The sequence below is a fragment of the Streptomyces sp. NPDC001443 genome, assembly GCF_053597355.1.
Window position 1 is genome coordinate 66,158 of the sequence record NZ_JBSFIA010000038.1, and the last position, 24,452, is coordinate 90,609.

Below are 24,452 nucleotides of genomic sequence, written 5' to 3' on the forward strand. Positions count from 1 at the left end.
GCGGACATGAGCGAGGCGGTCATGAGCGATTACGACGTGGTGGTGAACGGGGCGGGGCCCGCCGGGCTGATGCTGGGCTGTGAGCTGGCGCTCGGCGGAGCACGGGTGCTGATCGTCGAACGGCTGACGGAGGTCGACGAGACGATCAAGGCGGGCGCGATCAACATCCCCACCTCCGTGGCGCTGGACCGACGGGGCCTGCTGCCCGCCCTGACCGAGGTGCAGGAGCGGGCGATGAGCGGCTTCCGGGAGTTCATGCGGCAGCGCGGTGGCGACGAGAACGCCTCGCCGCCGCCGAAGTTCGCCGGGCACTTCGCCGGGATCATGCTGCGCGGCGACCTGCTCGACGACTCCGACCCGGCCTTCGCGGACCTCGGGCCGGCCGGTGACGTCGGCTTCGTTCCGCAGGCGGCCCTGGAACGGCTGCTCGCCGGGCACGCGGACGGCCTCGGGGCCGAGCTGCGCCGGGGCGTCGAGCTGACCGGTTTCGACACCGACGACGACGGGGTGACGATACGTCTGGCTCCCGTCGACGGGACGGCACCCGGGACGGTCCGGGCGGGCTGGCTGGTCGGCTGCGACGGCGGCCGCAGCACCGTGCGCAAGCTCGCCGGGTTCGACTTCCCCGGCACCGCCCCGGAGATCACCGGCTATCAGGCCATGGTCACGATGACCGGCGCCGAGGGGCTCGGCAGCGGCTGGAACACCACGGCCACCGGCACCTACGCCCATGGCCCGATGCCCGGCCGCGTCCTCGCCGTCCGGTTCGACGGGCCGCCCGTGGACCGCGACGCGCCCGTCACCGCCGAGGAGCTCCAGGACAGCGTGCGCCATGTGTCCGGCGTCGACGTCACGGTGACCGGGGTGCGCACGGCGACCCGCTTCACCGACAACTGCCGTCAGGCGAGCAGCTACCGCGCGGGCCGGGTGCTGCTCGCGGGCGACGCGGCGCACGTGCACTCGCCGTTCGGCGGGCAGGGGCTGAACCTCGGCATCGGGGACGCGATGAACCTCGGCTGGAAGCTCGCCGCGGTGGTGCGCGGGTGGGCCCCGGCGGACCTGCTGGACTCCTACACCGCCGAACGGCATCCGATCGGCGCCTGGGTGCTCGACTGGACGCGGGCCCAGATCGCGCTGATGCGCCCCGAGTCGCACGCGCGCGCCCTGCACGCGGTGGTCACCGACCTCGCGGGGACGGTCGACGGCACCACCCACCTGGTCAAGAAGATCTCCGGCGTCTGGCAGCGCTACGACCTGCCCGGCGGTCATCCGCTGGTCGGGCACAGCGCCCCCGACCTGGAACTCGCCGGCGGCGGCCGGCTCGCGGACCGCCTGCACGGCGGGCGGGCGCTGCTCCTCGACCTCGCCGACGACCCCAAGCTGCGGGCACGCGCCGACGGCCACGGCGACCGGGTCGACGTCGTCACCGTCGGCTGCGCCGGCCGGCCCGACCTCGCGGGGCTGCTGGTGCGTCCGGACGGGTACGTCGCCTGGGCGGCGGACGGCGGCACGGCCGACGGGGACGGCCTCGCCGACGCGCTCACCAGGTGGTTCGGCGAGCCCTCCGCCGTCGCCTGATCGGCCCTCCGCCTCCGGACCGGGGCGCGCCGGGGCACGGGGGCGGGCGGCGCGGGGGCTGTCAGGGGGCGACCGTCGGGAGGCGGCCGTCCGGGGGCGACGGCCGTCAGGCCGGGGTGAAGCGTACGTCCGGGGCGAGCGGGTCGGCGTGGGTGAGGCGGACCCGCAGCGGCTCCCCCAGCGGCAGGGGCTCGCCCCGCTCGTCCTCGATCCGCCCGGCCACCGCCGGGTCCGCCAGCCGGACGGTCCCCACGGCCGGCCGGTGCTCCTCGACGTCCACCACACAGCCGTCGAAGACGTCCCCGACCCGGTCGGCGAGCACCATCGCCTCGACGATGTCGACACAGGCGCGCTCCACCTCGGCCGCGCGCCGGCTGCCGTCCCGCATCCGCGCGGGCAGCGCGTCCAGGGCGGCGAGCACCCACTCGGGCGGGGCCTGGCCCGCGCCGGCCGCGAGGCAGAGCTCCGAGGCGTACCGGTCGGCGAGCCGGCGCAGCGGGGCCGTGCAGTGGGCGTAGGGCGCGGCGACGGCCGCGTGGGTGGCGACGGCGGGGAGGTCGCCGTCCCGGAACACCGTGTAGCCGGCGCCGCGCAGCAGGGCCGTGCACTCCTGGAGGAAGGCCGCGTGCCGCGGCAGGTGCGGGTCGAGGGAGCGGATGAGCGCCGCGTACGAGACATGGTGCGGCCACGCGATGCGCAGGGCGTGCGCGGTACGGCGCAGCCGGCCCACCTCGCCGTCGGGCGCGGCGGGCAGGGTGCGCAGTACGCCGGTGCCGTACATCAGCATCAGGTCGGCCGCCGTCATGCCGGTGAGCAGGGAGATCTGGGCGTTCCAGGTCTCGGTGGGGAGCGGGGCCCGGTAGGTCGGCTCGTAGGTGTGGTCGTGCCGGACGATCTCCTGCTCGGGCACGTCGAGCGAGATCCCGCCGCGTTCGGCCTCCAGTCGTGCGCGCAGCCGTCCGACGGTCTCCAGCAGCGCGAGGGGCTCCTCGGCGGTGCCCGCGTCGATCCGCCGCTGCGCGCCCGCGTAGTCGAGTGCGGCCCGGCTGCGCACGAGGGCCCGGCGCACGTCGGCGACGAGCTTGCGGCCGTCCGCGTCGAGGTCGATCGTCCACAGCACGGCCGGGCGCACCCCGCCCGGGAGCAGGCTCGCGGCGTCCTCGCCGAGCGACGGCGGGTGCAGCGGGACGCGCTCGTCCGGGAAGTACAGCGTGGTCACCCGCCGCCGGGCCTCCGCGTCCAGCGCTCCGCCCGGTACGACGAAGCAGGCGACGTCGGCGACGGCGTACCGGACGCGGTAGCCGGTGGCCGTCCGGGACAGGTGCAGCGCCTGGTCGAGGTCGGCGGAGCCGGGCGGGTCGACGGTGAAGAAGGGGATGTCGGTGGCGTCGACGCCGGGCGGCACGGGGGCCGCCGCCGCCCGGTCCGCCTCGGCCAGGACCGCGGGCGGGAAGCTTCCGGGCGTGCCGAGCCTGGCACGCAGCGCGGTGAGGGCGGTCCGCAGCGGGGCTTCGGGGGCGCCGGGCACGCGGATGGGGCGGCGGGGCATACAGCGAGCGTAGGGCGGGGGCAGGGGGGCGGCATCCGGACATCCGCCCGGCCGCACTGCCCCTCCGCCTCCCCTGCCCCCGCCCTCCGCGACCCGGCGCCCTACGCCGTCCCGGCCGCTCACCCGAACGCCGTACGCTGGCGCCGAGCTCTACCGAAGGAGTACGTGTGCTTGTCCTGCTGCCCCCGTCCGAAGGCAAGGCCGCTTCCGGTCGCGGTGCCCCGCTGAAGCCGGAGTCGCTGTCTCTGCCGGGGCTCGCCGCCGCCCGCGAGGCCGTGCTCGGCGAACTGGTCGAGCTGTGCGCGGGCGACGAGGACAAGGCGCGCGAGGTGCTCGGGCTGAGCGAGGGCCTGCGCGGCGAGGTCGCGAAGAACGCGCACCTGCGGACGGCGGGCGCACGGCCGGCCGGGGAGGTCTACACGGGTGTCCTCTACGACGCCCTCGGCCTGTCCTCCCTCGACGCGGCGGCGAAGCGACGGGCCGCGCGGTCCCTGCTGGTCTTCTCCGGGCTGTGGGGCGCGGTCCGGGTGACGGACCGGATCCCCTCCTACCGCTGCTCCATGGGCGTGAAGCTGCCCGGACTCGGCGCGCTGGGCGCGTACTGGCGTACGCCGATGGCGTCGGTGCTGCCCGAGGCTGCCGGGGACGGGCTGGTGCTGGACCTGCGGTCGTCGGCGTACACGACGGCGTGGAAGCCGCAGGGCGAGGTCGCCGGGCGGACCGCCACCGTGCGCGTGCTGCACTCCCAGACGGTGGACGGGGTGGAGAAGCGGTCGGTGGTCAGCCACTTCAACAAGGCGACCAAGGGGCGGATCGTACGCGCCCTGCTGACCGGGGGGATCGCGCCGAAGGACCCGGCCACGCTGGTGGAGGCGCTGCGCGACCTCGGGTACGTGGTGGAGGCGCAGCCGCCCGCGAGGGCCGGGCGGCCGTGGGCGCTGGACGTGGTGGTGACGGAGATCCACTGAGTCACGCGAGTCACGCGAGTCACGCGAAGGCGTTGCGTTGCAGCATGCGCAACGCTCTTTGCGCAGGGTGTGCGGCGCGGGCAGGATGAGGCCATGTCCTCACCGCTGTCCTCCTCTTCGGCTGCCTCGGTACCGGTACCGGCGCAGGTACCGGTACCGGTGCAGGTACCGGCGCCCGCCTCGGTGCTGGGTCTCGTACCCGTGCTGCCGGTGGTGGTGCTCCAGGACGCCGCCGACGCCGTACCGCTGGCGCGGGCCCTGGTCGCGGGCGGGCTGCCCGCGATCGAGGTGACCCTGCGGACCCCGGCCGCCCTGGACGCGATCCGCGCGATCGCGGGCGCGGTGCCGGACGCGGTGGTCGGCGCGGGCACGGTGATCACGCCGGAGCAGGTGTCGGCGTGCACCGCGGCCGGGGCGGGCTTCCTGGTCAGCCCCGGCTGGACGGACGTACTGCTGGCGGCGATGCGGACCTCCGGCGTGCCCTTCCTGCCGGGGGTGTCGACCGCGTCGGAGGTCGTGGCGCTGCTGGAGCGCGGGGTGCGGGAGATGAAGTTCTTCCCGGCGCAGGCCGCGGGCGGCACGGACTATCTGAGGTCGCTGGCCGGTCCGCTGCCGCAGGCCCGGTTCTGCCCGACCGGCGGGATCGGGCCCGAGTCGGCCCCGGAGTACCTGGCGCTGCCCAACGTGGGCTGCGTGGGCGGCAGTTGGATGGTCCCGGCGGAGGCGCTGGCGGCCCGCGACTGGGACCGGGTCGAGCGGCTGGCCCGCGAGGCGGCGGCGCTCAGCGCAGGTGGGACGTGTCGTTGAAGAGGCGCACGCTGGCGTTGCCGTCCGCGTAGTACGCCACCGCCGACAGGGAGGCGGCCGACAGCTCCATCCGGAACAGGGACTCGGGCGGGGCGCCCAGGGCGAGCCGCAGCAGCGTCTTGATCGGGGTCACATGGCTGACCAGCAGCACCGTACGGCCCGCGTGGGCGGCGACCAGCCGGTCACGGGTGACGGCGATCCGGGCGGCGGTGGCCGCGAAGCTCTCGCCGCCGCCGCTGGGCGCGGCCTCGGGGTCGGCGAGCCAGGCGTCCAGGTCCTGCGGGTGGCGCTCGCGGACCTCGCCGAAGGTGAGCCCCTCCCAGGCGCCGAAGTCGGTCTCCCGCAGCCCGTCGTCGATCGTCACGTCGAGGCCCAGGCGGGCGGCCACGACCGCGGCGGTCTCCCGGGTGCGGGTGAGCGGGGAGGCGACGATCGCCTGGATGGTGCCGCGCCGCGCCAGCGCGGCCGCGACCCGCTCGGCCTGCTCCCGTCCGGCACCGGAGAGCGAGGGGTCGGTGCCGCCGCTCCCGGAGAACCGCTTCTGCGGGGTGAGCGGCGTCTCCCCGTGCCGCAGCAGCACGAAGGTCGCCGGCACGCCCATGTCGGCGGGGGCCCACCCGGCCGCGGGCACGGCCCGGGCGGCCCGGACATCGGCGGCGGCTTTGACGGCCCGGACATCCACGGCAGGACCGACGGCGGGCGCGGTGGTGGCACGGGCGGCGGGGCCGACGGGCCGGGCGGGCGCACCGGTGGCGGCAGACGCACCGGGACCTGCGGCAGGCGTGCCGGTCACGGCGGGCGCGGCGGGGCCGACGGGCTCGGCGGGCTCGGCGGGCGCACCGGCGGCGGACACACCGGCCCCGGCGGCAGTCGCACCGGGTGCGGCGCTAGGCGCACCAGGACGAGCGGCGGGGCCGACGGGCCGGGCGGGCGCACCGGTGGCGGCAGACGCACCGGGACCTGCGGCAGGCGTGCCGGTCACGGCGGTCACGGCGGGCGCGGCGGGCGCGGCGGGGCCGACGGGCTCGGCGGGCGCACCGGCGGCGGACACACCGGCTCCGGCGGCAGTCGCACCGGGTGCGGCGCCAGGCTCGGCGGCGGACGTACCGGTCGCCACGGTGGGCGCGGCATCGGGTGCGGCGGGGCCGACGGGCTCCGCAGGCATGGCAGCCGCGTCGGCGTCGGTACCTGCATCGGCCGCGTCGGCGTCAATACCGGTGTCGGTCGCACGGGCGGCCGTGTCGGCGGTGGGCCGACGGGCCGCCAGGGCCGCCCGTGCCCTCGCGGCGCCCGCGGCGGCGTCGCCTGGCGGGCCCACGGGCTCGGGGGCCGCGGACGCGGCGGCCGCCGACCTCGACGCACGGGTGTCCAGGTCGGCGGTGGACGCCGACGCGGACCACTGCTCGCCGCGCTTGCCGGCGTCCATCGCCTCGTTCGCCAGCCGGTCGGCGTGCTTGTTGCGCTCGCGGGGGATCCACTCGTAGGTGACCTGGTCCGACGGGAAGACCCGCGCGGCCTCGGCCGCGAGCGGCCTCATGTCGGGGTGCTTGATCTTCCAGCGGCCCGACATCTGCTCGACGACGAGCTTGGAGTCCATCCGGACGTGGACCTCGGCGGCCGGGTCGAGTTCATGGGCGGCGCGCAGCCCGGCCACCAGACCCCGGTACTCGGCCACGTTGTTCGTGGCGACGCCGATGAACTCCGCCCGCTCGGCGAGGGTCTCCCCCGTCGCCGCGTCGATCACCACGGAACCGTAGCCCGCGGGCCCCGGGTTGCCCCGGGAACCGCCGTCGGCCTCGACGATGAACTCCCGCACGCCCAAGGCCCCTTACAGGCCGGAGTCGGACGTACGCACCAGGATGCGACCGCAGTTCTCGCAGCGGACGACCTGGTCCGGGGCGGCCGCGCGGACCGCGTTGAAGTCGGTGATCGACAGCTCCTGGCGGCAGCCCTGGCAGGTGCGCTGGTACAGCTTGGCCGCACCGATGCCGCCCTGCTGCCGGCTCAGCTTGTCGTAGAGCTTGAGCAGGTCGGCGGGGACGGAGGCGGCGACGACCTCGCGCTCCTTGGTGACCGTGGCGGCCTCGCCGTCGATCTCCTCGAAGGCCGCGTCCCGGCGGCCCGTGGCGTCGTCGATCTTCGACTGGACGGAGCCGACCCGCTCGGTCAGCTCGGCCACCCGCTCCTGCGCGGACTCGCGGCGCTCCATGACCTCCAGGACGACGTCCTCGAGGTCGCCCTGGCGCTTGGCGAGGGAGACGATCTCCTTCTGGAGGTTCTCCAGGTCCTTGGGGGAGGTGACGGCGCCCGAGTCGAGACGCTGCTGGTCGCGGGCGGCGCGCTGGCGGACCTGGTCCACGTCCTGCTCGGCCTTGGTCTGCTCGCGGGCGCAGTCGCTCTCCTCGGTCTGCGCGGCCACCAGCAGGTCGCGCAGCTGCGTGAGGTCCTTGGTCAGCGACTCGATCTCGGCGTGCTCGGGCAGCGACCGCCGCTTGTGCGCGAGCTGCTGGAGGCGGACGTCGAGGGCCTGGACGTCGAGAAGTCGGATCTGGTCGGCGGGCGCGGCGTTCAGTTGGGGGCTCCAGGGGTGTTCGTCGTGGTGGACGCCGCGTGGGCGGTCCAGGGGTCGGTGACCGTCTTCGAGACGTGGACCCGCAGGTCCCATCCGTGCCGGTCGGAGATCTCGTCGAGCTGGGCGGCCGCCAGCTCGCACCAGGGCCACTCGGTGGCCCAGTGCGCCGCGTCGAGCAGCGCGAGAGGACTGTGGGCGGTGCCCGCCAGGAACTCGGACGCCGGGTGGTGGCGCAGGTCGGCGGTGAGGAACGCGTCGACGCCCGCCGCGCGCACCTGGCCGAAGAGGCTGTCGCCGGAACCGCCGCTGACCGCGACGGTGCGGACGACCTGCTCGGGGTCGCCCGCGACCCGGATGCCCTGCGCGGTGGCGGGCAGCCGTTCGGCGGCGCGGGCGGCGAACTCGCGCAGCGGCAGCGGGTGGTCCAGCTCGCAGACCCGGCCCAGGCCGCGGCGGCCCTCCGGGTCACCGGGATCCGGTACGAGCGGACGCACCACCCGCAGGTCGAGCGCTCCGGCGAGCGCGTCGCTGACGCCCGGGTCGGCCGTGTCGGCGTTGGTGTGGGCGACGTGCAGCGCGATGTCGTTCTTGATCAGCGTGTGCACCACGCGGCCCTTGAAGGTGGAGGCCGCGACCGTCGTCGTACCGCGCAGGTACAGCGGGTGGTGGGTGACCAGCAGGTCCGCGCCCAGCTTCACCGCCTCGTCGACGATCTCCTGGACCGGGTCGACGGCGAACAGGACCCGGGCGACCTCCTGATCGGGGTCTCCCACGACGGTGCCGACCGCGTCCCAGGACTCGGCCCGCTCGGCGGGCCACAGGTTCTCCAGCGCGGCGATGACTTCAGACAGACGGGGCACGGGAGCAAGGCTACCTGGCCGTTCTGCCCGGCCGTACCGGCTCGGGGCGGCCGTTCCGCTCGGCCTTACCGGCTCGGGGCGAGGCGGCCGGGACCGTCGCCGGTCAGCACATCGGTCGCGACCCCCTCAGCTGAATCGCTTCTGCACCACACTTATGTGTGAAGCGACCGCCCGGCGGTCCCTCCCGCGCGCGCACGAAAACTAGCTTCGTCGCCGGAGGTGACCGAACGATGACGGCCTGTGCGATCGAACCCGCGGCGACCGACGAGGACGACGGCGCGCCACGGCCCGGCTGCACGATCACGGCGGACGGCGCCTACGCCGCCCGCCTCGCGCGCGCCGGCGACTCCTGGCTGCCGGAGCGCTGGACGCTCGACGGCCCCGAGCCGTACGCCGTGCCGCTGCCCGGCAACCAGCCCGAGGAGCCGGGCACCGAGGTCCAGCCCATGCAGGACGGACGGGTCCTCATCCGCCGGGCCGTGGCGGGCCGGCACGTCTTCTCCCTGCTCTACCCCACCGGCCCCGACACCGGCGAGCTGCCCCTGGGCTCGGTCGAGTGCCCGGACGACGGCACCCGGCTGCGGCTGCTGCCCCCGGCCCCGGGCGGCCGGCGGGCGTACGCGCTGGCCGTGGGCGCCCGCTCCACGGCGGTGTGGCTGGTGGCGGGCGGCGGCTTCGGGCCCGAGCACGTCGCCGAGGTCCCCGGGCACTGCTCGGGCGGGGCGTGGCTGGACCGCGCGGGGCGGATGCTGGCGCTCGACCGGGAGCTGGGCGGCCGGACCAAGGCGGTCGTGGTGGATCTGGAGCGCGATGGCGAGGTGTCGCCGCTGCTCCAGATCACGGCCGACAGCGACGACCGGGTACTGCTCGCCGACGCCGACAGCGGGCTGCTGCTGATCCGCTCCGACGCGCCCTCGCCCGGTGAGCACCGGCTGGGCTGGGGGGTCCTGGGCAGCACGCTGCCGGTGCGCTTCCCGGAGTGTCTGCGAGTGGCGGCGTGCGCGGTGACACCGTTCGCGATCCAGCCGGAGCAGGTGCTGACGCCGGAGAGCTGCGCGGTGGCGCTGCGCATCGACGGGCCGCTCGGCAGCTGGGTCGGGGTGTGGCGCCCGGCAGAACGGCAGATGCACCACCTTCCGGCGCCCGAGGGATGGCTGACGGGCACCGGGCTGTGGACGCCGAACGGGGTGCTGCGACTGCCGTACGCCACCGAGGCGGCGCCGTGCGCGGTGGCGGAGGTACACATCCCGGCGGCGCCGCCGCGTGCGCTGGGGCCGGGACCGACGGCGGCCGGGACGCCCACGGGGACCCCGGTGCCCCGGGAGCTGCCGGAAGAGGAACCTCCGCAGCCGGTCGCGCCCCGTCCGGTGCCCTTGCAGCAGGCGCCGCTGGCGCGTCATGTAACGAACTAGTGCCGGTTGGCGTGGTCGCCTGGATCCGAGCCGAGGCAGGTTGGTTAAACTCACCCGGCTGTTAAGAAGGATCATGTTGACGGGGTGAAGTTTTCCGATGAGCGACGCAAGCACGACGCAGCCGCTGTCCTCCGACACCTGGGAGGACGCCGGCCACGGCAGGCACCGCGGTCAGATCGCGGCGCAGGACACGGAGACGGCCCCTCACGGCCGTCACCGCAGGCCGACCGAGGACGTCGAGGCGCCTGCCTGACAGTACGCCGCGAGGGGCCCGCGCACCAGAGGTGCACGGGCCCCTTCCGCTTTCCCGAGGGCCTCCCCTGTGTCTAACGGCGCTTGAGCCCCAGTACCTCCGCCGCGGCGAACGTCTCCGCCGGGGGCCGGTCCGCGTAGTACGAGGTCAGCAGGGCGTCGAGCTCGTCATAGCTGAAGGTGTCCTGCTTGCTGTCGAACTGCGCCTGGACGCGGGGCCGTTCGACGACCGCCACCATGCCGCCGTGGACGACGAGCAACTGCCCGTTGATCCGCGCGGCGGCCGGCGAGGCGAGATAGCCGACGAGCGGGGCGACATGTTCCGGGGCGAGCGGGTCGAGCCCCTCGGCCGGGGGCTCGAAGCCCGCCCCGGAGAAGACGTCCTCGGTCATCCGGGTGCGGGCGCGCGGGCAGATGACGTTCGCCGTCACCCCGTACCTGGCGAGGGCGAGGGCCGTGGAGGTGGTGAGGCCGACGATCCCGCCCTTGGCCGCCGCGTAGTTGGGCTGGCCCGCGGAGCCGGCCAGGAAGGCCTCCGAAGAGGTGTTCACGATCCGGCCGTAGACCGGCGCGCCCGCCGCCTTCGACCGCTCCCGCCAGTGCGCGGCCGCGAAGCGGGTCGTGTTGAAGTGCCCCTTGAGGTGGACCCGGAGCACGGAGTCCCACTCCTCCTCGGACATGGAGAAGACCATCCGGTCCCGCAGGATCCCGGCGTTGTTGACCAGGATGTCCAGCCTCCCGAACGCGTCGACCGCCGCCGCCACCAGCCCGCGGGCCTGCTCGAAGTCGGCGACGTCCCCGGCGTGGGCGAGGGCGCGGCCCCCGGCCCGGCGGATCTGCGCCACGACCTCCTCGGCGGGCCCGGCGCCGGCCGTGCCCGAACCGTCCCGGCCGGGCTGCCCGAAGTCGTTGACGACGACGGCCGCCCCGAGCCGGGCGAGCTCCAGCGCCTCGGCCCGGCCGAGACCGCGGCCCGCGCCGGTGACGATCGCGGACCGCCCCTCCAGTGGCAGTGACATCGACTCCCCTTCCCCGCTGCTTGCCCGCTGCTTGCCCGCTGCTTCCTCGCCGCTTCCTTGCTGCTCGACCGCTGCTTCCTCGCCGCCTGCCCGCTGCCGGATTCAGATCTCGATGCAGGTGCGCAGGGCCGTCCCCGTGCGCATCTGGTCCAGGGCCTCGTTGATCTCCGCCAGCGCGACCCGGTGGGTGATCAGGCCCGCCAGGTCGATCCGGCCGGCCCGCCACAGGGCGATGGTCCGCTCGTAGGAGCGCAGCACGTCGCCGCCGCCGTACATCGAGGGCAGGATGCGCTTCTCGTCGAAGAACAGCTCGAACATGTTCAGTTGGAGGTGGTCGTCCATGGCTCCGGCGCCGACGACGACGAGCGTGCCGCCGCGCCGGGTGTTGTCGTACGCCGTGCGGGCGGTGGCGGACCTGCCGACGACCTCGAAGACGTAGTCGAAACCCTCGCCGCCGGTGACCTGTTGCTTGGCGCCGGGCAGCTCCTCCGGCGACACGGCCTGGGTGGCGCCGAACCTCAGCGCGGCCTCGCGGCGGGCGGCGACCGGGTCGACGGCGACGATCTCGGCGGCGCCCCTGAGCCGCGCCCCCTGGATCGCGGAGATGCCCACGCCTCCGCAGCCGATCACGGCGACCGACGAACCGGCCGTCACGTCCGCGGTGTTGAGGGCTGCGCCGAGTCCGGTGGTGACCCCGCAGCCGATCAGGGCGGCGATGTCGAAGGGCACGTCGTCGGGTATCGGCACCGCGCATCCGGCGTCGACGACGACCTCCTCGGCGAAGGTACCGGTGCCGGCGAAGCCGAAGACGTCCCCGCCGGGGCGCCGGAAATTGGGGGTGCCCGCGTTCATGAACCCGGCCAGGCACAGCTCCGTCTGCCCGCGCCGGCAGGCCGGACACGCCCCGCAGGCGGGCAGCCAGCAGACCACGACCCGGTCACCGGGCTTCAGGCCGGTGACGCTCTCGCCGACCTCGGTGATCTCGCCCGCGCCCTCGTGTCCGGGCACGAACGGCGCCGGCTGCGGCAGCACCCCGTTCATCGCGGACAGGTCCGAGTGGCACAGACCCGTGGCCCGGACCCGGATCCTCACCCGGCCCGGCCCGAAGCCCACCGCCTCGACGTCGTCGAGGACCTCCAGCTTGTCCTGGCCGATCTCCTGCAGTACGGCTGCGCGCATGGTGCGGCTCCCCTCGGCGGTGGCTTCGACAGCGGCTTGTTCGTCGACGGCTTCGGCGGCGGCTTCTTCGGCAGTGACTTCGTCGGGGCGGTGGCTTCGTGAAGACGGCCGATTCGGCGGCGGTGGCTTCGGTGGCGGTGACTTCGGCCGTAGGTGGGCTCAGGAGTGGCGGACGACGGTGTCGGCGAGGACGGGGGCGTCGTCCCGGTCCACGGAGCTCACGGCGACCCGGACCTCGCCGTTCGCCGGACCCCACATACGGATGCGCAGGCTCTCGCCCGGGTACATGACCCCGGCGAAGCGGGTGTCGTAGCCGCGGACCCGGGTCACGTCACCGCCGAGCAGCGTGTCGACGACCGCCTTCAGCGCGATCCCGTAGGTGCACAGCCCGTGCAGGATGGGCCGCTCGAAGCCGGCGACCTTGGCGAACTCGGGGTCGGCGTGCAGCGGGTTCCAGTCGCCCGAGAGCCGGTAGAGGAGTGCCTGGTCCTCACGGACGGGCCGTTCCACGACCCGGTCCGGCGGTCCGGCCGGGGGTTCGAGCCGGGCGGACGGACCGCGATCGCCGCCCCAGCCGCCCTCCCCCCGTACGAAGATCTGCGCGTCGTTCGTCCACAGCGGGCCGTCGGGGTCGGCGACCTCGGTGCGCATGACCAGCACAGCGGCCTTGCCCTTGTCGTACACGGCGGCGATCCTGCCGGTGCTGGTCGCGGTGCCCTGGACGGGCAGCGGGCGGTGGACGGTCAGCGACTGTCCGCCGTGCAGCACCCGGGCGAGGTCGACCTCGATGCCGGGCATGGACAGCCCGCTGATCACGCCGGGCCTGCCCGCGCCCGCGACGGTGGCGAAGCTGGGCAGGACGTGCAGCCGGGACTCCAGCGTGTAGCGCAGCTCGTCGGGGTCGGTGGCGGGGATCCCGGCCCCGATCCCGAGGTGGTAGAGCTGGACGTCCCTGCTGTCCCAGCTGATCTCGCCGATGCGGGGTGCGGCGGCGAGTGCCTTGGCTGCGTCGATGGGCATGGTGCTCCTGAGGGTGAGGGCCGACCCGGACGGCGGGCGGGACGGCGGACTCGTACGGGCGACGAGGACAGCGTGGACGACATGGACGACATGGACGACGTGGACAGCGTGGACGGCGTGGACGACGGGCGCGGACGGATGGTCGGGGGCGGGCGGTTCGGGGGCGGGCGGTTCGGGGGCGGGCGGTTCGGGCGGCGGCAAGACCCCGGCACGGCCGTCCGCACCGTCGGCCGCACCGAGGTCGTCACGGGGCCACGGAACCCGCCGGATCTAGAACGCGTTCCAGTACGGCGCCCCCCTGTATAGCCCAGGCCTCGACACTTGTGAAGACTCCTGACGCTGCGTCAGTTCTCATGTCGGCCAAGGCCCCCGTGACATTTGTCCTGCCCAGGTCCGTACAAGCGCATCTGCCCGGTCGCCGCCCCGGTCCGTAACGTCGGACCCGACGCTCGTACTGGCGTCCAGGTCGCCGCGTTCGGTTCGTACGCCGGCCTGTCGTACCGGCGGTCCGGACAGGCCGCCTGATCGGGGGAACACATGATGTCCTGGCTTCGCGAGGTCGCCCACCGGGTCGACGCGCCACGCAAGGCGGTCCGCCGCGCCTGGCGGCGGCAGCGGCTCCACCGGCAGGACCACAAGCGCCTGATGGCGGAGTTCCGGGCCGCGCGGAAGGCGGGGCAGGCGCAGGAGCACCCGGGGCCGCCGCCGACCGGCTTCAGCCTGCTGCCCTGGCTTCTGATGGGGATGGGCGCGTTCTCCAACCTCTTCCAGGGGGAGACGCCCAACGCCTGGATCGGCGGCCTGGGTCTGCTCACCTTCAACTCCCTCTACATCTACGTGGTGTTCCGCGCCTTCCACAAGGAGACGCGGGAGGCGCTGTCGACCCGGGTGGCGCTGGGCCTGATGACCGTCGTGACCTGCGGGCTCGCCATCGGCTACGGCGGCAGCTGGCTGCTGTTCTTCCCGCTGCTGGGGCTGGCGACGGGAGCGGTGCTGCGTCTGTCGCACCTGCGGTTCTTCGGTACGGCCGTGGCGGTGCTCGCGGGCGTGGTCTCCTGCACCCGCGACGGCTGGAACGGCCTGAACATCGCCTACGCCACCTGGATCTCGACGATGGTGACCGCCGCGATCCTGTCCCTCTCCGAGGCGGTGCGGGAGCTGCGCGCCGCCCGGGAGGAACTGGCCCGGCGCGCGGTCGAGAAGGAGCGGCTGCGCTTCTCCCGCGACCTGCACGACCTGCTCGGTCACACCCTGTCGGTGATCGTGGTCAAGTCGGAGGCCGCGCGGCGGCTGGCGCCCGGGGACCTGGCGGCCTCGCTGGCCCAGATCGCGGACATCGAGGCGGTCGGCCGCCAGGCACTGACGGAGATCCGCGAGGCGGTAACCGGCTACCGCGAGGGCAGCCTGGCCACGGAACTGGACCGGGCCCGCTCCGCACTGACCGCGGCGGGCGTCGAGCCCTCGGTGCGGCAGTCGGGGCCGCCCCTGGTGTCCCAGGCCGAGGCTCTGCTCGGGTGGGTGGTTCGCGAGGCGGTCACGAACATCGTCCGGCACAGCGACGCCGCCCACTGCGACATCGTCGTCTCGGGGGGCGAGGGGCAGGTGCGGCTCACGGTCACCGACGACGGAACCGGCCCGGCGGGCGCGGCCGGGAGCGGAGACGGGACGGCAGACGGAACGGGCGACAGGACGGACGACGGAACGGGGGACGGGCCCACGGCGGGAGAGACGCCGGACACGGGCAGCGGCCGGGGCAGGGACACCGGGGCGGGGACGGCGGGCGGGGCGACGGCCGGTCCGGCGGCCGGGGCCGTCGGCGGCACCGGCCTGAAGGGCCTGACGGAACGTCTGGCGGCGGCGGGCGGTTCCCTGTCGGCGGGGCCCGGACCCCGGGGCGGCTTCGTGGTACGGGCGCAACTCCCGGTGGCCGCGGTGGAGCCGGAACCGGACGGAGCGGCGGCGCGAGCGTGAACGGCCCCGTGGCACAGGCGGACACCGTCCGCCCGGCCTACCCTTGACCGGTGAACGAGATGCCCCGGGCCCACCGGCCCGCGAAGTCCATCAGGGTTCTGCTCGCGGAGGACCAGGGAATGATGCGCGGGGCGCTGGCCCTGCTGCTGGGCATGGAGGCGGACATCGAGGTGGTGGCCCAGGTGTCCGCCGGGGACGCCATCGTGGACGCGGTGCTGACGCACCGTCCGGACGTCGCCCTCCTCGACATCGAGCTGCCGGGGCAGAGCGGTCTGGACGCCGCCGCCCAGCTGCGCGAGGAGGCGCCCGACTGCCGGGTGCTGATCCTGACCACCTTCGGGCGGCCCGGATATCTGCGGCGGGCCATGGAGGCGGGAGCCGCCGGCTTCCTCGTCAAGGACGGGCCGGTGGAGGAACTGGCTGTCACCATCCGGCGGGTGCTGACCGGGGAGACGGTGATCGACCCGGCGCTCGCGGCGGCCGCGCTCAGCGCGGGGCCCAGCCCGTTGACCGCCCGCGAGTGCGACGCGCTCAAGGCGTCCGCGGACGGCGCGACCGTCGCCGACATCGCCGCCCGGCTGCACCTGTCCGAGTCCACCGTCCGCAACTACCTCTCCTCCGCCATCGGCAAGACCGGCACCCGCAACCGCATGGAGGCGATGCGGGAGGCCCGCCGCCAGGGCTGGCTCTGACCGCCGACCAGACACCGGCCCCTCCTCCGTGCCGCCCTGGCCGGAGCCGGCCTTCGGCTACCCGGTCACCTTCACCGAATCGAACGACGTGCCCTGGGGCGCCAGGCACACGAACCAGTCGTCCGGGGAGCCCTCCGCCGACCGGATCACGCCTTCGTCGGCCGCGATCCCTTCGCCGGAGGCCGAGCCGACGGCCGCCCTGTCGACCACCGTCGACGTCCCGTCCTTCCAGGTGCAGGTCACCTGCCGGACCGTCCTGGCGACCCGGCCCACGACCAGCCGCTGCGGTCCCTCGGAACCGGACTCCAGCGGCATCGCCGCGCTCTCCAGGTCGTCGCCCGCCTGCACGTCCTTCGCGTCGACCGTCTTGTGCATGCTCCAGGCGCTCCCCTCCTGGGAGTTCCGGTACACGAAGAAGGAGGTCCTGCCGACGAGGTCGGACGCCGTACGCGCGTCCACAGGCATCTCCCCGTGCCGGACCATCTCCGACAGCTGGGCCTGCGCCTGCGCCGCGTCGCGCGGTGCCGCCCAGACATCGACGTAGACCTTCCACGGCTTGCCCCGGTCGGTGCCCTGCGCCAGCACGGTCCGGTACCCGAAGAGGCCGGGGGGCGTCAGCTGCGACGGCGCCGTGACGGCGGGCGACACCCGGCCGCCGCCAGGCGTCCCGGCCAGCGCCAGCGTCCCGGCCGTACCGGCGACGACCAGCGCGGTGGCCGCCGCGAGTGCCCAGCGGCGGGCCCGGCGGCGCCGGCCGCCGCGGACGACCGCCTCGGTGGGGGCTATACCGATCTCGACCTCGCCGGCCGCCTCGGCCAGCAGGAGGGCGATGTCGTCGTTCGTCATGTGCTGGTTCGCCTTCCGGTCCGCGCTCATCACTTCCGCCCTCCGTAGGTCAGCGTCTCGGCCAGGCCCGGTATGGCACGGAGTTTCGCGATCCCCTTGGCCGCGTTGCTCTTCACCGCGCCGACCGAACAGCCCATCGCCTCGGCCGTCTGGCTCTCGGTCAGGTCCTCCCAGTACCGCAGGACCACCGCCTGCCGCTGCCGCGGGGGCAGTTGGACGAGCGCCTTCAGCAGGGCGTTGCGGTCGTCGGCCTGGGAGATGCGGTCACCGGTGTCCGCGACCTCGTGCGCGAGGCCCGAGTCGTCCCTCGGCGCCAGGAACTCCCGCAGCTTCCTGCGGTGCCTGCGCGCATGTGCGTTGATCATCACGCGTCGCACATAGGCCTCGGGGTCGTCGGCCGAGCCGACCCTGCGCCAGGCCACGAAGGTCTTCTCCAGCGTCGACTGGACCAGATCCTCCGCGGCGTGCTGCTCCCCCGTGAGCAGGAATGCCGTACGCATCAGCCGTGGCCAGCGACCGGTGACGAAGGCCTGGAACTCCTCGTCCCGAACTGACTTGCGATCCCCCATGGGCACCTCCTAGATGTCAAAAGGAGTCCACGGGCCGCCCGAACCGTTGCCTCGCCCGCGAAAGACCGCGAAAGACACGGAACACGAGTGCGTGACCCCGGTCACCCCACCGCGGCGCCCCCGCCCCCGCCCCGGTCCTTCCCCTGCCCGACCCGCCCCACCGGCAAGCCCCGCCCCACCGGATCCGCCGCTTGCCCAAGAGAAGGTCAAGGATTCGTTAGCGTCACGAAGCATCGGAATAGTTGCCCGGACGCACGAGTTCAAGCTGCACGTATCCGGATGGATCAACACCCGCCGATCCCCGTACGGATCCCACTCCCGACGTTCTTCCGGCCTGGAGGCCTTACTCAATGACGCACACGCCGACCGACCGGCCCACCCGGCGAGCGAGCGGGGCCGTCGTCCCGGTCCTCGCCTTCGCGGGCATCGTTGTCGCGGTGATGCAGACCCTGCTCGTCCCGGTCATCAAGGACCTGCCCCAGCTGCTGGCCACCGAGCCCAGCAACGCCACCTGGGTCCTGACCTCGACGCTGCTCTCGGGAGCCGTGGCCACACCGATCATGGGACGCCTGGGCGACCTCTACGGCAAGCGGCGGATGCTGATCCTCAGCCTCGCCGTGATGGTGGCGGGCGCCCTCGTCAGCGCGCTCACCAGCGACCTGATCGTCATGATCGTCGGCCGTACGCTCCAGGGCTTCGCGATGGGCGCGATCCCGCTCGGCATCGGCCTCATGCGCGACATGCTGCCCCGCGAGAAGCTCGGCTCGGCGATGGCCCTGATGAGCTCCTCGATCGGCGTCGGCGGCGGTCTCGCGCTGCCCGCCGCGGCCCTCGTCGCCCAGCACGCGAACTGGCACGTCCTCTTCTACGGCGCCGCCGGTCTCGGTGTCGTCGCCATCGCGCTCGCCCTGCTCGTCGTGCCCGAGTCCCCGGCCCGCGCCGAGGGCTCCTTCGACCTGCCGGGCGCGCTCGGTCTGTCCACCGGTCTCGTCCTGCTCCTGCTGCCGATCACCAAGGGCAGCGACTGGGGCTGGACGTCCGGCACCACGCTCGGCCTGTTCGCCGCGGCCCTCGTGGTCCTGCTCCTGTGGGGCCTGATGGAGCTGCGCGTCAAGGCGCCCCTGGTGGACCTGCGCACCACCGCCCGCCGCGAGGTCCTCCTCACCAACCTCGCCTCGATCATGGTCGGCGTCAGCTTCTACGTCGTCTCGCTCGTCCTGCCCCAGCTGCTCCAGCTGCCCAGCGCCACCGGTTACGGCCTCGGCCGGTCGATGGTCGTCGCCGGACTGTGCGTGGCCCCGCTGGGTCTGACGATGATGTTCACCGCGCCGGTCTACGCCCGGCTCTCGGCCCGCTACGGCCCGAAGACGACCCTGATCCTCGGTCTGCTGATCATCGCGGCCGGCTACGGCGGCGGCCTCGGCCTGATGGACGCGGCCTGGCAGACGGTCGTCACCTCCGTGATCCTCGGCGCCGGTATCGGCCTCGCCTACTCCTCGCTGCCCGCGCTGATCGTCGGCGCGGTGCCGGCCTCGGAGACGGGCGCGGCCAACGGTCTCAACACGCTGATGCGCTCCATCGGCACGTCCGTCTCCAGCGCCGTCATCGGCATGGTGCTGGCGAACACGGCGAACCACGCCGGGGGCACGGCGTTCCCGAGCCTGCACGGCTTCCACGTCTCCTTCCTGATCGCGACCGGCGCCGTCGCCGTCGGTCTGCTGCTGGCCCTGTTCCTGCCGGGACAGCGCCCTTCGGGCACCCCTCGGCTGCGCGCGAGCAGCGAGGAGGACGCCAACCTGGCGCGCGCCGAGGAGGTGCTGCGCGGCTTCCGCGGCCGGGTCCTGGACGCCGGCGGCTCCCCGGTCGCCCGCGCGAAGGTCACCCTGATCGACCGCAGGGGCCGTCAGGCGGGCGCCACCGTCTCCGCGGAGGACGGCAGCTATGCGCTCGCGGTCCCCGCCGAGGGCGCCTACGTGCTGGCCGCCAAGGCCGCGGGCCATGCCCCGCTCGCCTCGTCGGCGACGCATCCGGGCGCCGACCGTCCGGTGGACCTGGACCTGTCCCTGCCGGGCGAGTCCGTCCCGGCCTGACCACCGGCGTCCGCCCCGCGCTCCCACCGCCCCCCGTCGCCACCGCGTCGGGGGGCGGTGGCAGCATGAGCGCCCGGAGCCCCGCCCGGGGGACCCGGCGGCCGCACCGCCGGAGCCCGCAGGCCCCAGGGCCGCGAAAGCCCCGGCCCCCGAAGGCGCCGGGCCCCGCGCACCCGTACGACCGAAAAGGACCGCCATGCCCGCAGCACCCAAGCCCGAGATCCTGGCCGCGTTCGAGGCCGCGAAGGGGTTCATGCCCGTGCACGAGGGGCTGGCGCTGTACGCGGCGGCCGTCGAGGCGGGCGCGCTGGGGCTGCCCCTGCTGGAGGTCGGCACCTACTGCGGCCGCTCCACCGTCCTGCTCGCCGACGCGGCCCGCGCGGCCGGGGTCACCGCGATCACGGTCGACCACCACCGGGGCAGCGAGGAGCAGCAGCCGGGCTGGGACTACCACGACCCGCAGACGGTCGACCCGGAGATCGGCCTGATGGACACCCTGCCCACCTTCCGGCGCACCCTGCACAAGGCCGGTCTGGAGGACCACGTGGTGGCGGTGGTCGGGCGTTCCCCGCAGGTCGCCGCCTTCTGGGGGGCACCCCTCGGGCTCGTCTTCATCGACGGCGGCCACACCGACGAGCACGCGGGCGCCGACTACGAGGGCTGGGCGCCGCACGTCGCCGAGGGCGGCCTGCTGCTCATCCACGACGTCTTCCCCGAGCCGGCCGACGAGTTCACCGGCCAGGCGCCGTACCGCGTCTACCTGCGGGCGCTGGAGTCCGGCGCGTTCACCGAGGTGTCGGCGACGGACTCGCTGCGTGTGCTGCGGCGCACGGGCGCGGGGAGCTGAGCCGCCGGGACCGGGCGGTTAGGGTGACTGTCGTGTCGTATTCAGGCCCGGAGTCCGAACCCGCCCCGTCCCGTCGCTCCCCGCTGCGCCGTCCGCTGGTCGTGGCGCTCGCCGCGCTGGCGCCGGGAGCGCTGCTCGGCTGGGGGGTGTACGCGGCGGTCGGCGGCACCGCCGCCCCGGGCGGTGCGGCGAGCGCGGCGGTGGGGACCCCGCCGGGCGGATCGGGCTCCGCCGACCCCACCGCGGACGGCGACGGGAAGCCGGCCGCCTCGTCGGGCTCCGTCGTGCCGGGCAGCCTCAAGGGCAAGGTCGTCGTCATCGACCCGGGCCACAATCCGAACAACTTCCGGCACACCGCCGAGATCGCCCGCAAGGTGGACATCGGTACGAACCGGAAGGAGTGCGACACCACGGGGACGTCCACCAACTCCGGTTATCCGGAAGCCGAGTTCACGCTCGACGTCGCCCATCGGCTGCGCGCGCTCCTGCAGGCGCAGGGCGCCACGGTGAAGCTGACCCAGGACGGCGAGCGCGCGTTCGGGCCGTGTGTGGACGAACGGGCCCGGATCGGGAACGCCGCGCACGCGGACGCGGTGATCTCGATCCACGCGGACGGCTCGGCGGCCGGCGACCGCGGCTTCCATGTGATCCTTCCGGCGTCCGTGCACGCCGGGTCGGCCGACACCCGCCCCATCACCGCCCGTTCGCACGATCTGGGGGTGCGCGTACTGGGCGGCTTCCGCCGGGTGACGGGCAGCGCGCCCGCCAACTACCTGGGCGACGGCACCGGTCTCGTCACGCGTAAGGACCTCGGCGGTCTCAATCTGTCAACGGTTCCCAAGGTGTTCATCGAGTGCGGCAACATGCGCGACGGCAAGGACGCGGCGCTGCTGACCAGCGGCGCCTGGCGGCAGAAGGCCGCGCTGGGGATCTCTGAGGGAATCGTGAGTTTCCTGCGCGGGTGACGATCAGTGCGCTGATCCCTGCGGACAGCCCGATCGTATGGACGATAATGTCGTTCTTACGATGAGGGGTCACCCCCGCGCTTCACACCAGGGCCTGACGACGGCATGGTGACAGCGACACCTCTACCGACGACGTGACGACCGACGAAGGACCTGAAGTGAATATCCGCTCCCTCACTCGAGGCGACGGCGTGGTGATCGGAGCAGCGGTACTGCTGTTCATCGCGTCGTTCTTCGACATGTTCTCGATCGACGGGCTCCCCGACAGCTACGACCTTCCGAGCCTGTGGTCCAGCGGCGGGGTCCTCCTGGGGGTCGTCCTCGCGGGAATCATCGGCGCCGCGCTCGTCGTCGTCTCCCGCGGGCTTCCGCAGCCGCCCAAGGTCGCCGGCCTGGACCTCGCCCCGTTCGGTGTCGCCTTCACGGTGTTCGCCGCGTGGAGCGCGCTCGGCAACGTCTTCGACCCGGCCGGCGGCGGCGACAACATGGGCGGCAGCAGTTCCGTCAGCGCCGGCACGGGCCTGATCCTGGCCCTGCTGGCCACGCTGGTCATGGCCGGGGCGGCCGTCGCCACCCCGCTGGTCCCGGCGTTGCAGACCCCGCTGCTGCCGGCTCCCACGCCGCCGGCCCCGCAGCCCTACGGCGCCCAGCCGTCCGGTGGTTACGGCTACCCGGGCGCGCAGCAGCCGCAGTACGGCGGTCAGCCCCCGTACACCGGCCAGCCGCAGCAGCCGCAGGCCCAGACCCCGGCGCCGCAGCCGGCGCAGCCCGCCGGGGACTTCTCCCCGTTCTGGTTCGCCGTGCCGGTGCCGCGCCCGCTGTTCGCCGAGGACGGCTCCCCGGCGCCGATCGCCGAACTCGCCCCGGGCACCTGGTACCTGGCGGTCGAGCAGAACGGTCCGTCCCTGGTCGCGCAGACCCAGGACGGCCGCCGCGGTGTGCTGCGGGACACCTCCGGGATCCAGCGCGGCTGACGTCGGCAGTCCGGCCGGCCCCTCGCCCTTCCGGGCGGGGGGCCGTTGTCGTAGAGTCGCACCCCCTGACTGACACACCGTCAGAACGCGGGAGGCGCCATGCGACTCGGTCTCGCACTCGGCTACTGGGGACGCGGCCCCGACCCGGACCACGTCACGCTGGCCCAGGAGGCGGAGCGGCTCGGTTACGACTCCGTGTGGACGGCGGAGTCCTGGGGCTCGGACGCCTTCACCCCACTGACCTGGATCGCCGCCCGGACCTCGAGGATCAGGCTGGGTACGGCGGTTGCGCAGATGGCGGCCCGGCCGCCGACGACGACCGCGATGCAGGCGCTGACCCTGGACCATCTCAGCGGCGGACGGCTGCTGCTGGGCCTGGGCCTGTCCGGCCCGCAGGTCGTCGAGGGCTGGTACGGGCGCCCGTTCCCGAAGTCGCCGCTGACCGCGACCCGGGAGTACGTCGACGTCGTACGGCAGGTGCTGCGGCGCGCGGGGCCGGTGGAGCTGGCCGGCCGCTTCCACTCCCATCCCTATCGCGGCCCGGACGGCACGGGCCTGGGCCGGGCCCTGAAGCCGATCACCCATCCCCTGCGCCCGGACCTGCCCGTCCTGCTCGGCGCCGAGGGGCCGAAGAACGTGGCGCAGACGCTCCGGATCGCGGACGGCTGGCTGCCGCTGTACTGGGCGCCGAACCGGCCCGAGGTGTACGGGCCGGCGGTCGCCGGCCTGTCCGGCGCCCAACGCGCCTCGGACCGGGGCGAGTTCATCGTCGCGCCGATGGCGCAGGTGCGGATCTGCGACGACGTCGCCGCGGGGCTGCTGCCCGTCAAGGCCATGCTCGGCTTCTACATCGGCGGGATGGGACACGCGGCCCGCAACTTCCACGCCGACCTCATGGCGCGCATGGGGTACGAGAAGGAGGCACGGCGGATCCAGGAGCTGTTCCTGTCCGGGCGGCGGGAGGAGGCCGTGCTCGCCGTGCCGGACGCCTTCGCCGACGAGATCTCGCTGGTCGGGCCGCGCGAACGGGTCGCCGAGCGGCTTCAGGCGTGGCGCGCGGGCCCGGTCACCGACCTGCTGGCCCTGGTACGCGACCCGCACACCCTGCGCGTCCTCGCCGAACTCAACTCCTAGGGCCTCGGAGCGGCGGCCCCGGGAGTTCCCGGGGCCGTTTTCGGCCGACCGTCCGCCGACGAGTCGGGCGAAATCACACGATGGCGCGATGGCTCGGTTTCCGAGCGGTTGAACGACTCAACGACTCAACGGCTGAGCGGCGAAGCATCAGCCGCCGGACAGCTGGGCGGCCGTCGGCACCTGGTCCTCCACCTCGGCGCCCGCGCTGTGGCCGGCGTCCTTGACCTGGCCGACCAGGCTCTCGAAGGTGCCCGCGACCGCGTCGGCCGAGTCGCCGTTGCGCAGCTTGGCCGGCAGGTCCTTCAGGGCGTCGACGCCCGCGGCGAGCGGGGCGACGGCCTTCGCCAGCAGCGGGTCGCCCTGGGCGTTGCGCAGCGCGGCCCTGAGCCGGTTGTACGCGAACGCGCCCGCGACGCCCGCCTTCACCAGGGCGAGCTTGCGGCCCGAGGCGCCCTTCTCGAACTTGCCCGCCCGCCAGGGGCCGACGATCCACTGGTAGGTCGCACCGGCCGCGAGACCCGCGTTGGCCGCGAACCGGGTCTTGGCGAACTTCTGCTGTTCGGCGGAGGTGCTGGGACTGGCCGAGGGGACGGCCGCGGTGTTCTGCCCGGAGTCCCCGGTGCCGCCGCAGGCGGTGACACCGGCGAGCAGTGCACAGCAGAGGGTGAGCGCCACGGCGAGGTGGCGTATCGGCACACGCACGAAGTCCTCCCGACGTGAGGGGGTCTCCCAGCAGGTTCACCCCACGCCGTCGGCTACGCCACTTGGGGGACCCGGCCGCATACTCCCCCGGGCACGCCCCGGGGGACCGCTGTTTCTCCGGGTTTCAATCAGGAATCCGGGGCCAGACGGTAGTCATGTCTCGATATCGCACTGGTTCCAACTCCGCCGGGACGGTCATAGCGGTGGTCGCCGACATCATGGCCGTCATTCTCGGACTGTGGATCCTCATGTATCTGTTGGACGCCAACCGGGGCAACGACCTGGTGCAGTTCGTCCACCACGTCGCCAACTGGCTGGCCGGCTGGTCCCGTGACCTGTTCACGTTCGACGAGGCCTGGGCGCGGGTCGTCGCCGGCTACGGCCTGGCCGCGGTGGTGTACCTGTTCATCGGCCACGCCATCGCCAACCGCGCCCATCGTCACTGA

The 24,452-nt window shown here is 74.1% G+C and carries 23 protein-coding genes and 1 pseudogene; 13 read left to right on the forward strand and 11 right to left on the reverse strand.

Annotated elements, in window-relative coordinates; translation table 11 throughout:
* Positions 1-6 precede the first annotated feature (6 nt).
* Positions 7-1,578, forward strand: coding sequence for an FAD-dependent monooxygenase (locus ACWC24_RS31915; RefSeq protein ID WP_450666375.1), 1,572 nt, complete (start codon positions 7-9; stop codon positions 1,576-1,578).
* Between the two features lie 106 nt (positions 1,579-1,684).
* Here ACWC24_RS31915 and ACWC24_RS31920 read toward each other — a convergent pair whose 3' ends face one another.
* Complete coding sequence (locus ACWC24_RS31920; RefSeq protein ID WP_450666376.1) at positions 1,685-3,127, reverse strand: RNB domain-containing ribonuclease; 1,443 nt, start codon at positions 3,125-3,127, stop codon at positions 1,685-1,687.
* A 167-nt stretch (positions 3,128-3,294) separates the two neighbouring features.
* Between ACWC24_RS31920 and yaaA the strand changes: the two genes are divergently transcribed.
* Together yaaA and eda are read left to right on the forward strand one after the other, a co-directional pair.
* Positions 3,295-4,095, forward strand: a complete 801-nt coding sequence (gene yaaA, locus ACWC24_RS31925; RefSeq protein ID WP_450666377.1) for a peroxide stress protein YaaA — start codon at positions 3,295-3,297, stop codon at positions 4,093-4,095.
* A gap of 93 nt (positions 4,096-4,188) precedes the next feature.
* Positions 4,189-4,902 (forward strand): bifunctional 4-hydroxy-2-oxoglutarate aldolase/2-dehydro-3-deoxy-phosphogluconate aldolase, encoded by a 714-nt coding sequence (eda, locus tag ACWC24_RS31930; RefSeq protein WP_450666378.1) that lies wholly within the window; start codon positions 4,189-4,191, stop codon positions 4,900-4,902.
* Here the strand turns inward: eda and ACWC24_RS31935 are convergent.
* The 4 genes and pseudogenes from ACWC24_RS31935 to ACWC24_RS31950 form a co-directional block, all read right to left on the reverse strand.
* Entirely contained in the window at positions 4,877-6,067 is a 1,191-nt protein-coding gene (locus tag ACWC24_RS31935) for a bifunctional RNase H/acid phosphatase (protein WP_450666406.1), read from the reverse strand. The genes eda and ACWC24_RS31935 overlap by 26 nt on opposite strands.
* Before the next feature lie 270 nt (positions 6,068-6,337).
* Positions 6,338-6,718 (reverse strand): annotated as a pseudogene (locus tag ACWC24_RS31940) (reverse transcriptase-like protein); the annotation flags it as partial.
* Positions 6,719-6,730: 12 nt separating this feature from the next.
* Positions 6,731-7,474 carry a zinc ribbon domain-containing protein gene (locus ACWC24_RS31945; RefSeq protein ID WP_450666407.1) on the reverse strand — a complete coding sequence of 248 codons (744 nt, stop codon included), beginning with the start codon at positions 7,472-7,474 and terminating at the stop codon, positions 6,731-6,733.
* Positions 7,471-8,334 (reverse strand): Nif3-like dinuclear metal center hexameric protein, encoded by an 864-nt coding sequence (locus tag ACWC24_RS31950; protein ID WP_450666379.1) that lies wholly within the window; start codon positions 8,332-8,334, stop codon positions 7,471-7,473. Before ACWC24_RS31950 ends, ACWC24_RS31945 begins: the two co-directional genes overlap by 4 nt.
* Positions 8,335-8,564: 230 nt before the next feature.
* Here ACWC24_RS31950 and ACWC24_RS31955 point away from each other — a divergent pair, with 230 nt between their 5' ends.
* Both ACWC24_RS31955 and ACWC24_RS31960 read left to right on the forward strand, forming a co-directional pair.
* Entirely contained in the window at positions 8,565-9,746 is a 1,182-nt protein-coding gene (locus tag ACWC24_RS31955; protein ID WP_450666380.1) for a hypothetical protein, read from the forward strand.
* 97 nt (positions 9,747-9,843) lie between these two features.
* On the forward strand, positions 9,844-9,999 hold the full coding sequence (locus ACWC24_RS31960; RefSeq protein ID WP_450666381.1) for a hypothetical protein: 156 nt from the start codon (positions 9,844-9,846) through the stop codon (positions 9,997-9,999).
* Between the two features lie 73 nt (positions 10,000-10,072).
* Here the strand turns inward: ACWC24_RS31960 and ACWC24_RS31965 are convergent, their stop codons facing one another.
* From ACWC24_RS31965 to ACWC24_RS31975, 3 genes are all read right to left on the reverse strand, one after another.
* Positions 10,073-11,017, reverse strand: a complete 945-nt coding sequence (locus tag ACWC24_RS31965) for a 3-oxoacyl-ACP reductase (protein WP_450666382.1) — start codon at positions 11,015-11,017, stop codon at positions 10,073-10,075.
* A gap of 102 nt (positions 11,018-11,119) precedes the next feature.
* Positions 11,120-12,196, reverse strand: a complete 1,077-nt coding sequence (locus ACWC24_RS31970) for a Zn-dependent alcohol dehydrogenase (RefSeq protein WP_450666383.1) — start codon at positions 12,194-12,196, stop codon at positions 11,120-11,122.
* Between the two features lie 159 nt (positions 12,197-12,355).
* Positions 12,356-13,216 (reverse strand): MaoC/PaaZ C-terminal domain-containing protein, encoded by an 861-nt coding sequence (locus tag ACWC24_RS31975; protein ID WP_450666384.1) that lies wholly within the window; start codon positions 13,214-13,216, stop codon positions 12,356-12,358.
* A gap of 540 nt (positions 13,217-13,756) precedes the next feature.
* Here ACWC24_RS31975 and ACWC24_RS31980 point away from each other — a divergent pair.
* Positions 13,757-15,187, forward strand: coding sequence for a sensor histidine kinase (locus ACWC24_RS31980; RefSeq protein ID WP_450666385.1), 1,431 nt, complete (start codon positions 13,757-13,759; stop codon positions 15,185-15,187).
* 59 nt (positions 15,188-15,246) lie between these two features.
* A complete protein-coding gene (locus tag ACWC24_RS31985; RefSeq protein WP_450666408.1) occupies positions 15,247-15,879 on the forward strand; it encodes a response regulator in 633 nt (210 codons plus the stop codon).
* Positions 15,880-15,936: 57 nt separating this feature from the next.
* On the opposite strand, the gene ACWC24_RS31990 is transcribed toward ACWC24_RS31985, so the two are convergent.
* The gene (locus ACWC24_RS31990; RefSeq protein ID WP_450666386.1) at positions 15,937-16,755 is read right to left on the reverse strand and encodes a hypothetical protein; all 819 of its coding nucleotides are present in this window, start codon (positions 16,753-16,755) and stop codon (positions 15,937-15,939) included.
* Entirely contained in the window at positions 16,755-17,294 is a 540-nt protein-coding gene (locus ACWC24_RS31995; protein ID WP_450666387.1) for a SigE family RNA polymerase sigma factor, read from the reverse strand. Before ACWC24_RS31995 ends, ACWC24_RS31990 begins: the two co-directional genes overlap by 1 nt.
* Before the next feature lie 350 nt (positions 17,295-17,644).
* Between ACWC24_RS31995 and ACWC24_RS32000 the strand changes: the two genes are divergently transcribed.
* From ACWC24_RS32000 to ACWC24_RS32020, 5 genes are all read left to right on the forward strand, one after another.
* The gene (locus tag ACWC24_RS32000; protein WP_450666388.1) at positions 17,645-19,384 is read left to right on the forward strand and encodes an MFS transporter; all 1,740 of its coding nucleotides are present in this window, start codon (positions 17,645-17,647) and stop codon (positions 19,382-19,384) included.
* A 196-nt stretch (positions 19,385-19,580) separates the two neighbouring features.
* On the forward strand, positions 19,581-20,231 hold the full coding sequence (locus ACWC24_RS32005; RefSeq protein ID WP_450666389.1) for a class I SAM-dependent methyltransferase: 651 nt from the start codon (positions 19,581-19,583) through the stop codon (positions 20,229-20,231).
* A 32-nt stretch (positions 20,232-20,263) separates the two neighbouring features.
* Positions 20,264-21,196, forward strand: a complete 933-nt coding sequence (locus ACWC24_RS32010; protein WP_450666390.1) for an N-acetylmuramoyl-L-alanine amidase — start codon at positions 20,264-20,266, stop codon at positions 21,194-21,196.
* 158 nt (positions 21,197-21,354) lie between these two features.
* On the forward strand, positions 21,355-22,170 hold the full coding sequence (locus tag ACWC24_RS32015) for a DUF5336 domain-containing protein (protein WP_450666391.1): 816 nt from the start codon (positions 21,355-21,357) through the stop codon (positions 22,168-22,170).
* Positions 22,171-22,269: 99 nt separating this feature from the next.
* Positions 22,270-23,304: an LLM class F420-dependent oxidoreductase gene (locus tag ACWC24_RS32020; RefSeq protein ID WP_450666392.1), complete on the forward strand. Its 1,035-nt coding sequence runs from the start codon at positions 22,270-22,272 to the stop codon at positions 23,302-23,304.
* Positions 23,305-23,451: 147 nt separating this feature from the next.
* Here ACWC24_RS32020 and ACWC24_RS32025 read toward each other — a convergent pair whose 3' ends face one another.
* Positions 23,452-24,006 carry a hypothetical protein gene (locus tag ACWC24_RS32025; RefSeq protein WP_450666393.1) on the reverse strand — a complete coding sequence of 185 codons (555 nt, stop codon included), beginning with the start codon at positions 24,004-24,006 and terminating at the stop codon, positions 23,452-23,454.
* Between the two features lie 155 nt (positions 24,007-24,161).
* Between ACWC24_RS32025 and ACWC24_RS32030 the strand changes: the two genes are divergently transcribed.
* A complete protein-coding gene (locus ACWC24_RS32030; protein WP_351616176.1) occupies positions 24,162-24,452 on the forward strand; it encodes a hypothetical protein in 291 nt (96 codons plus the stop codon).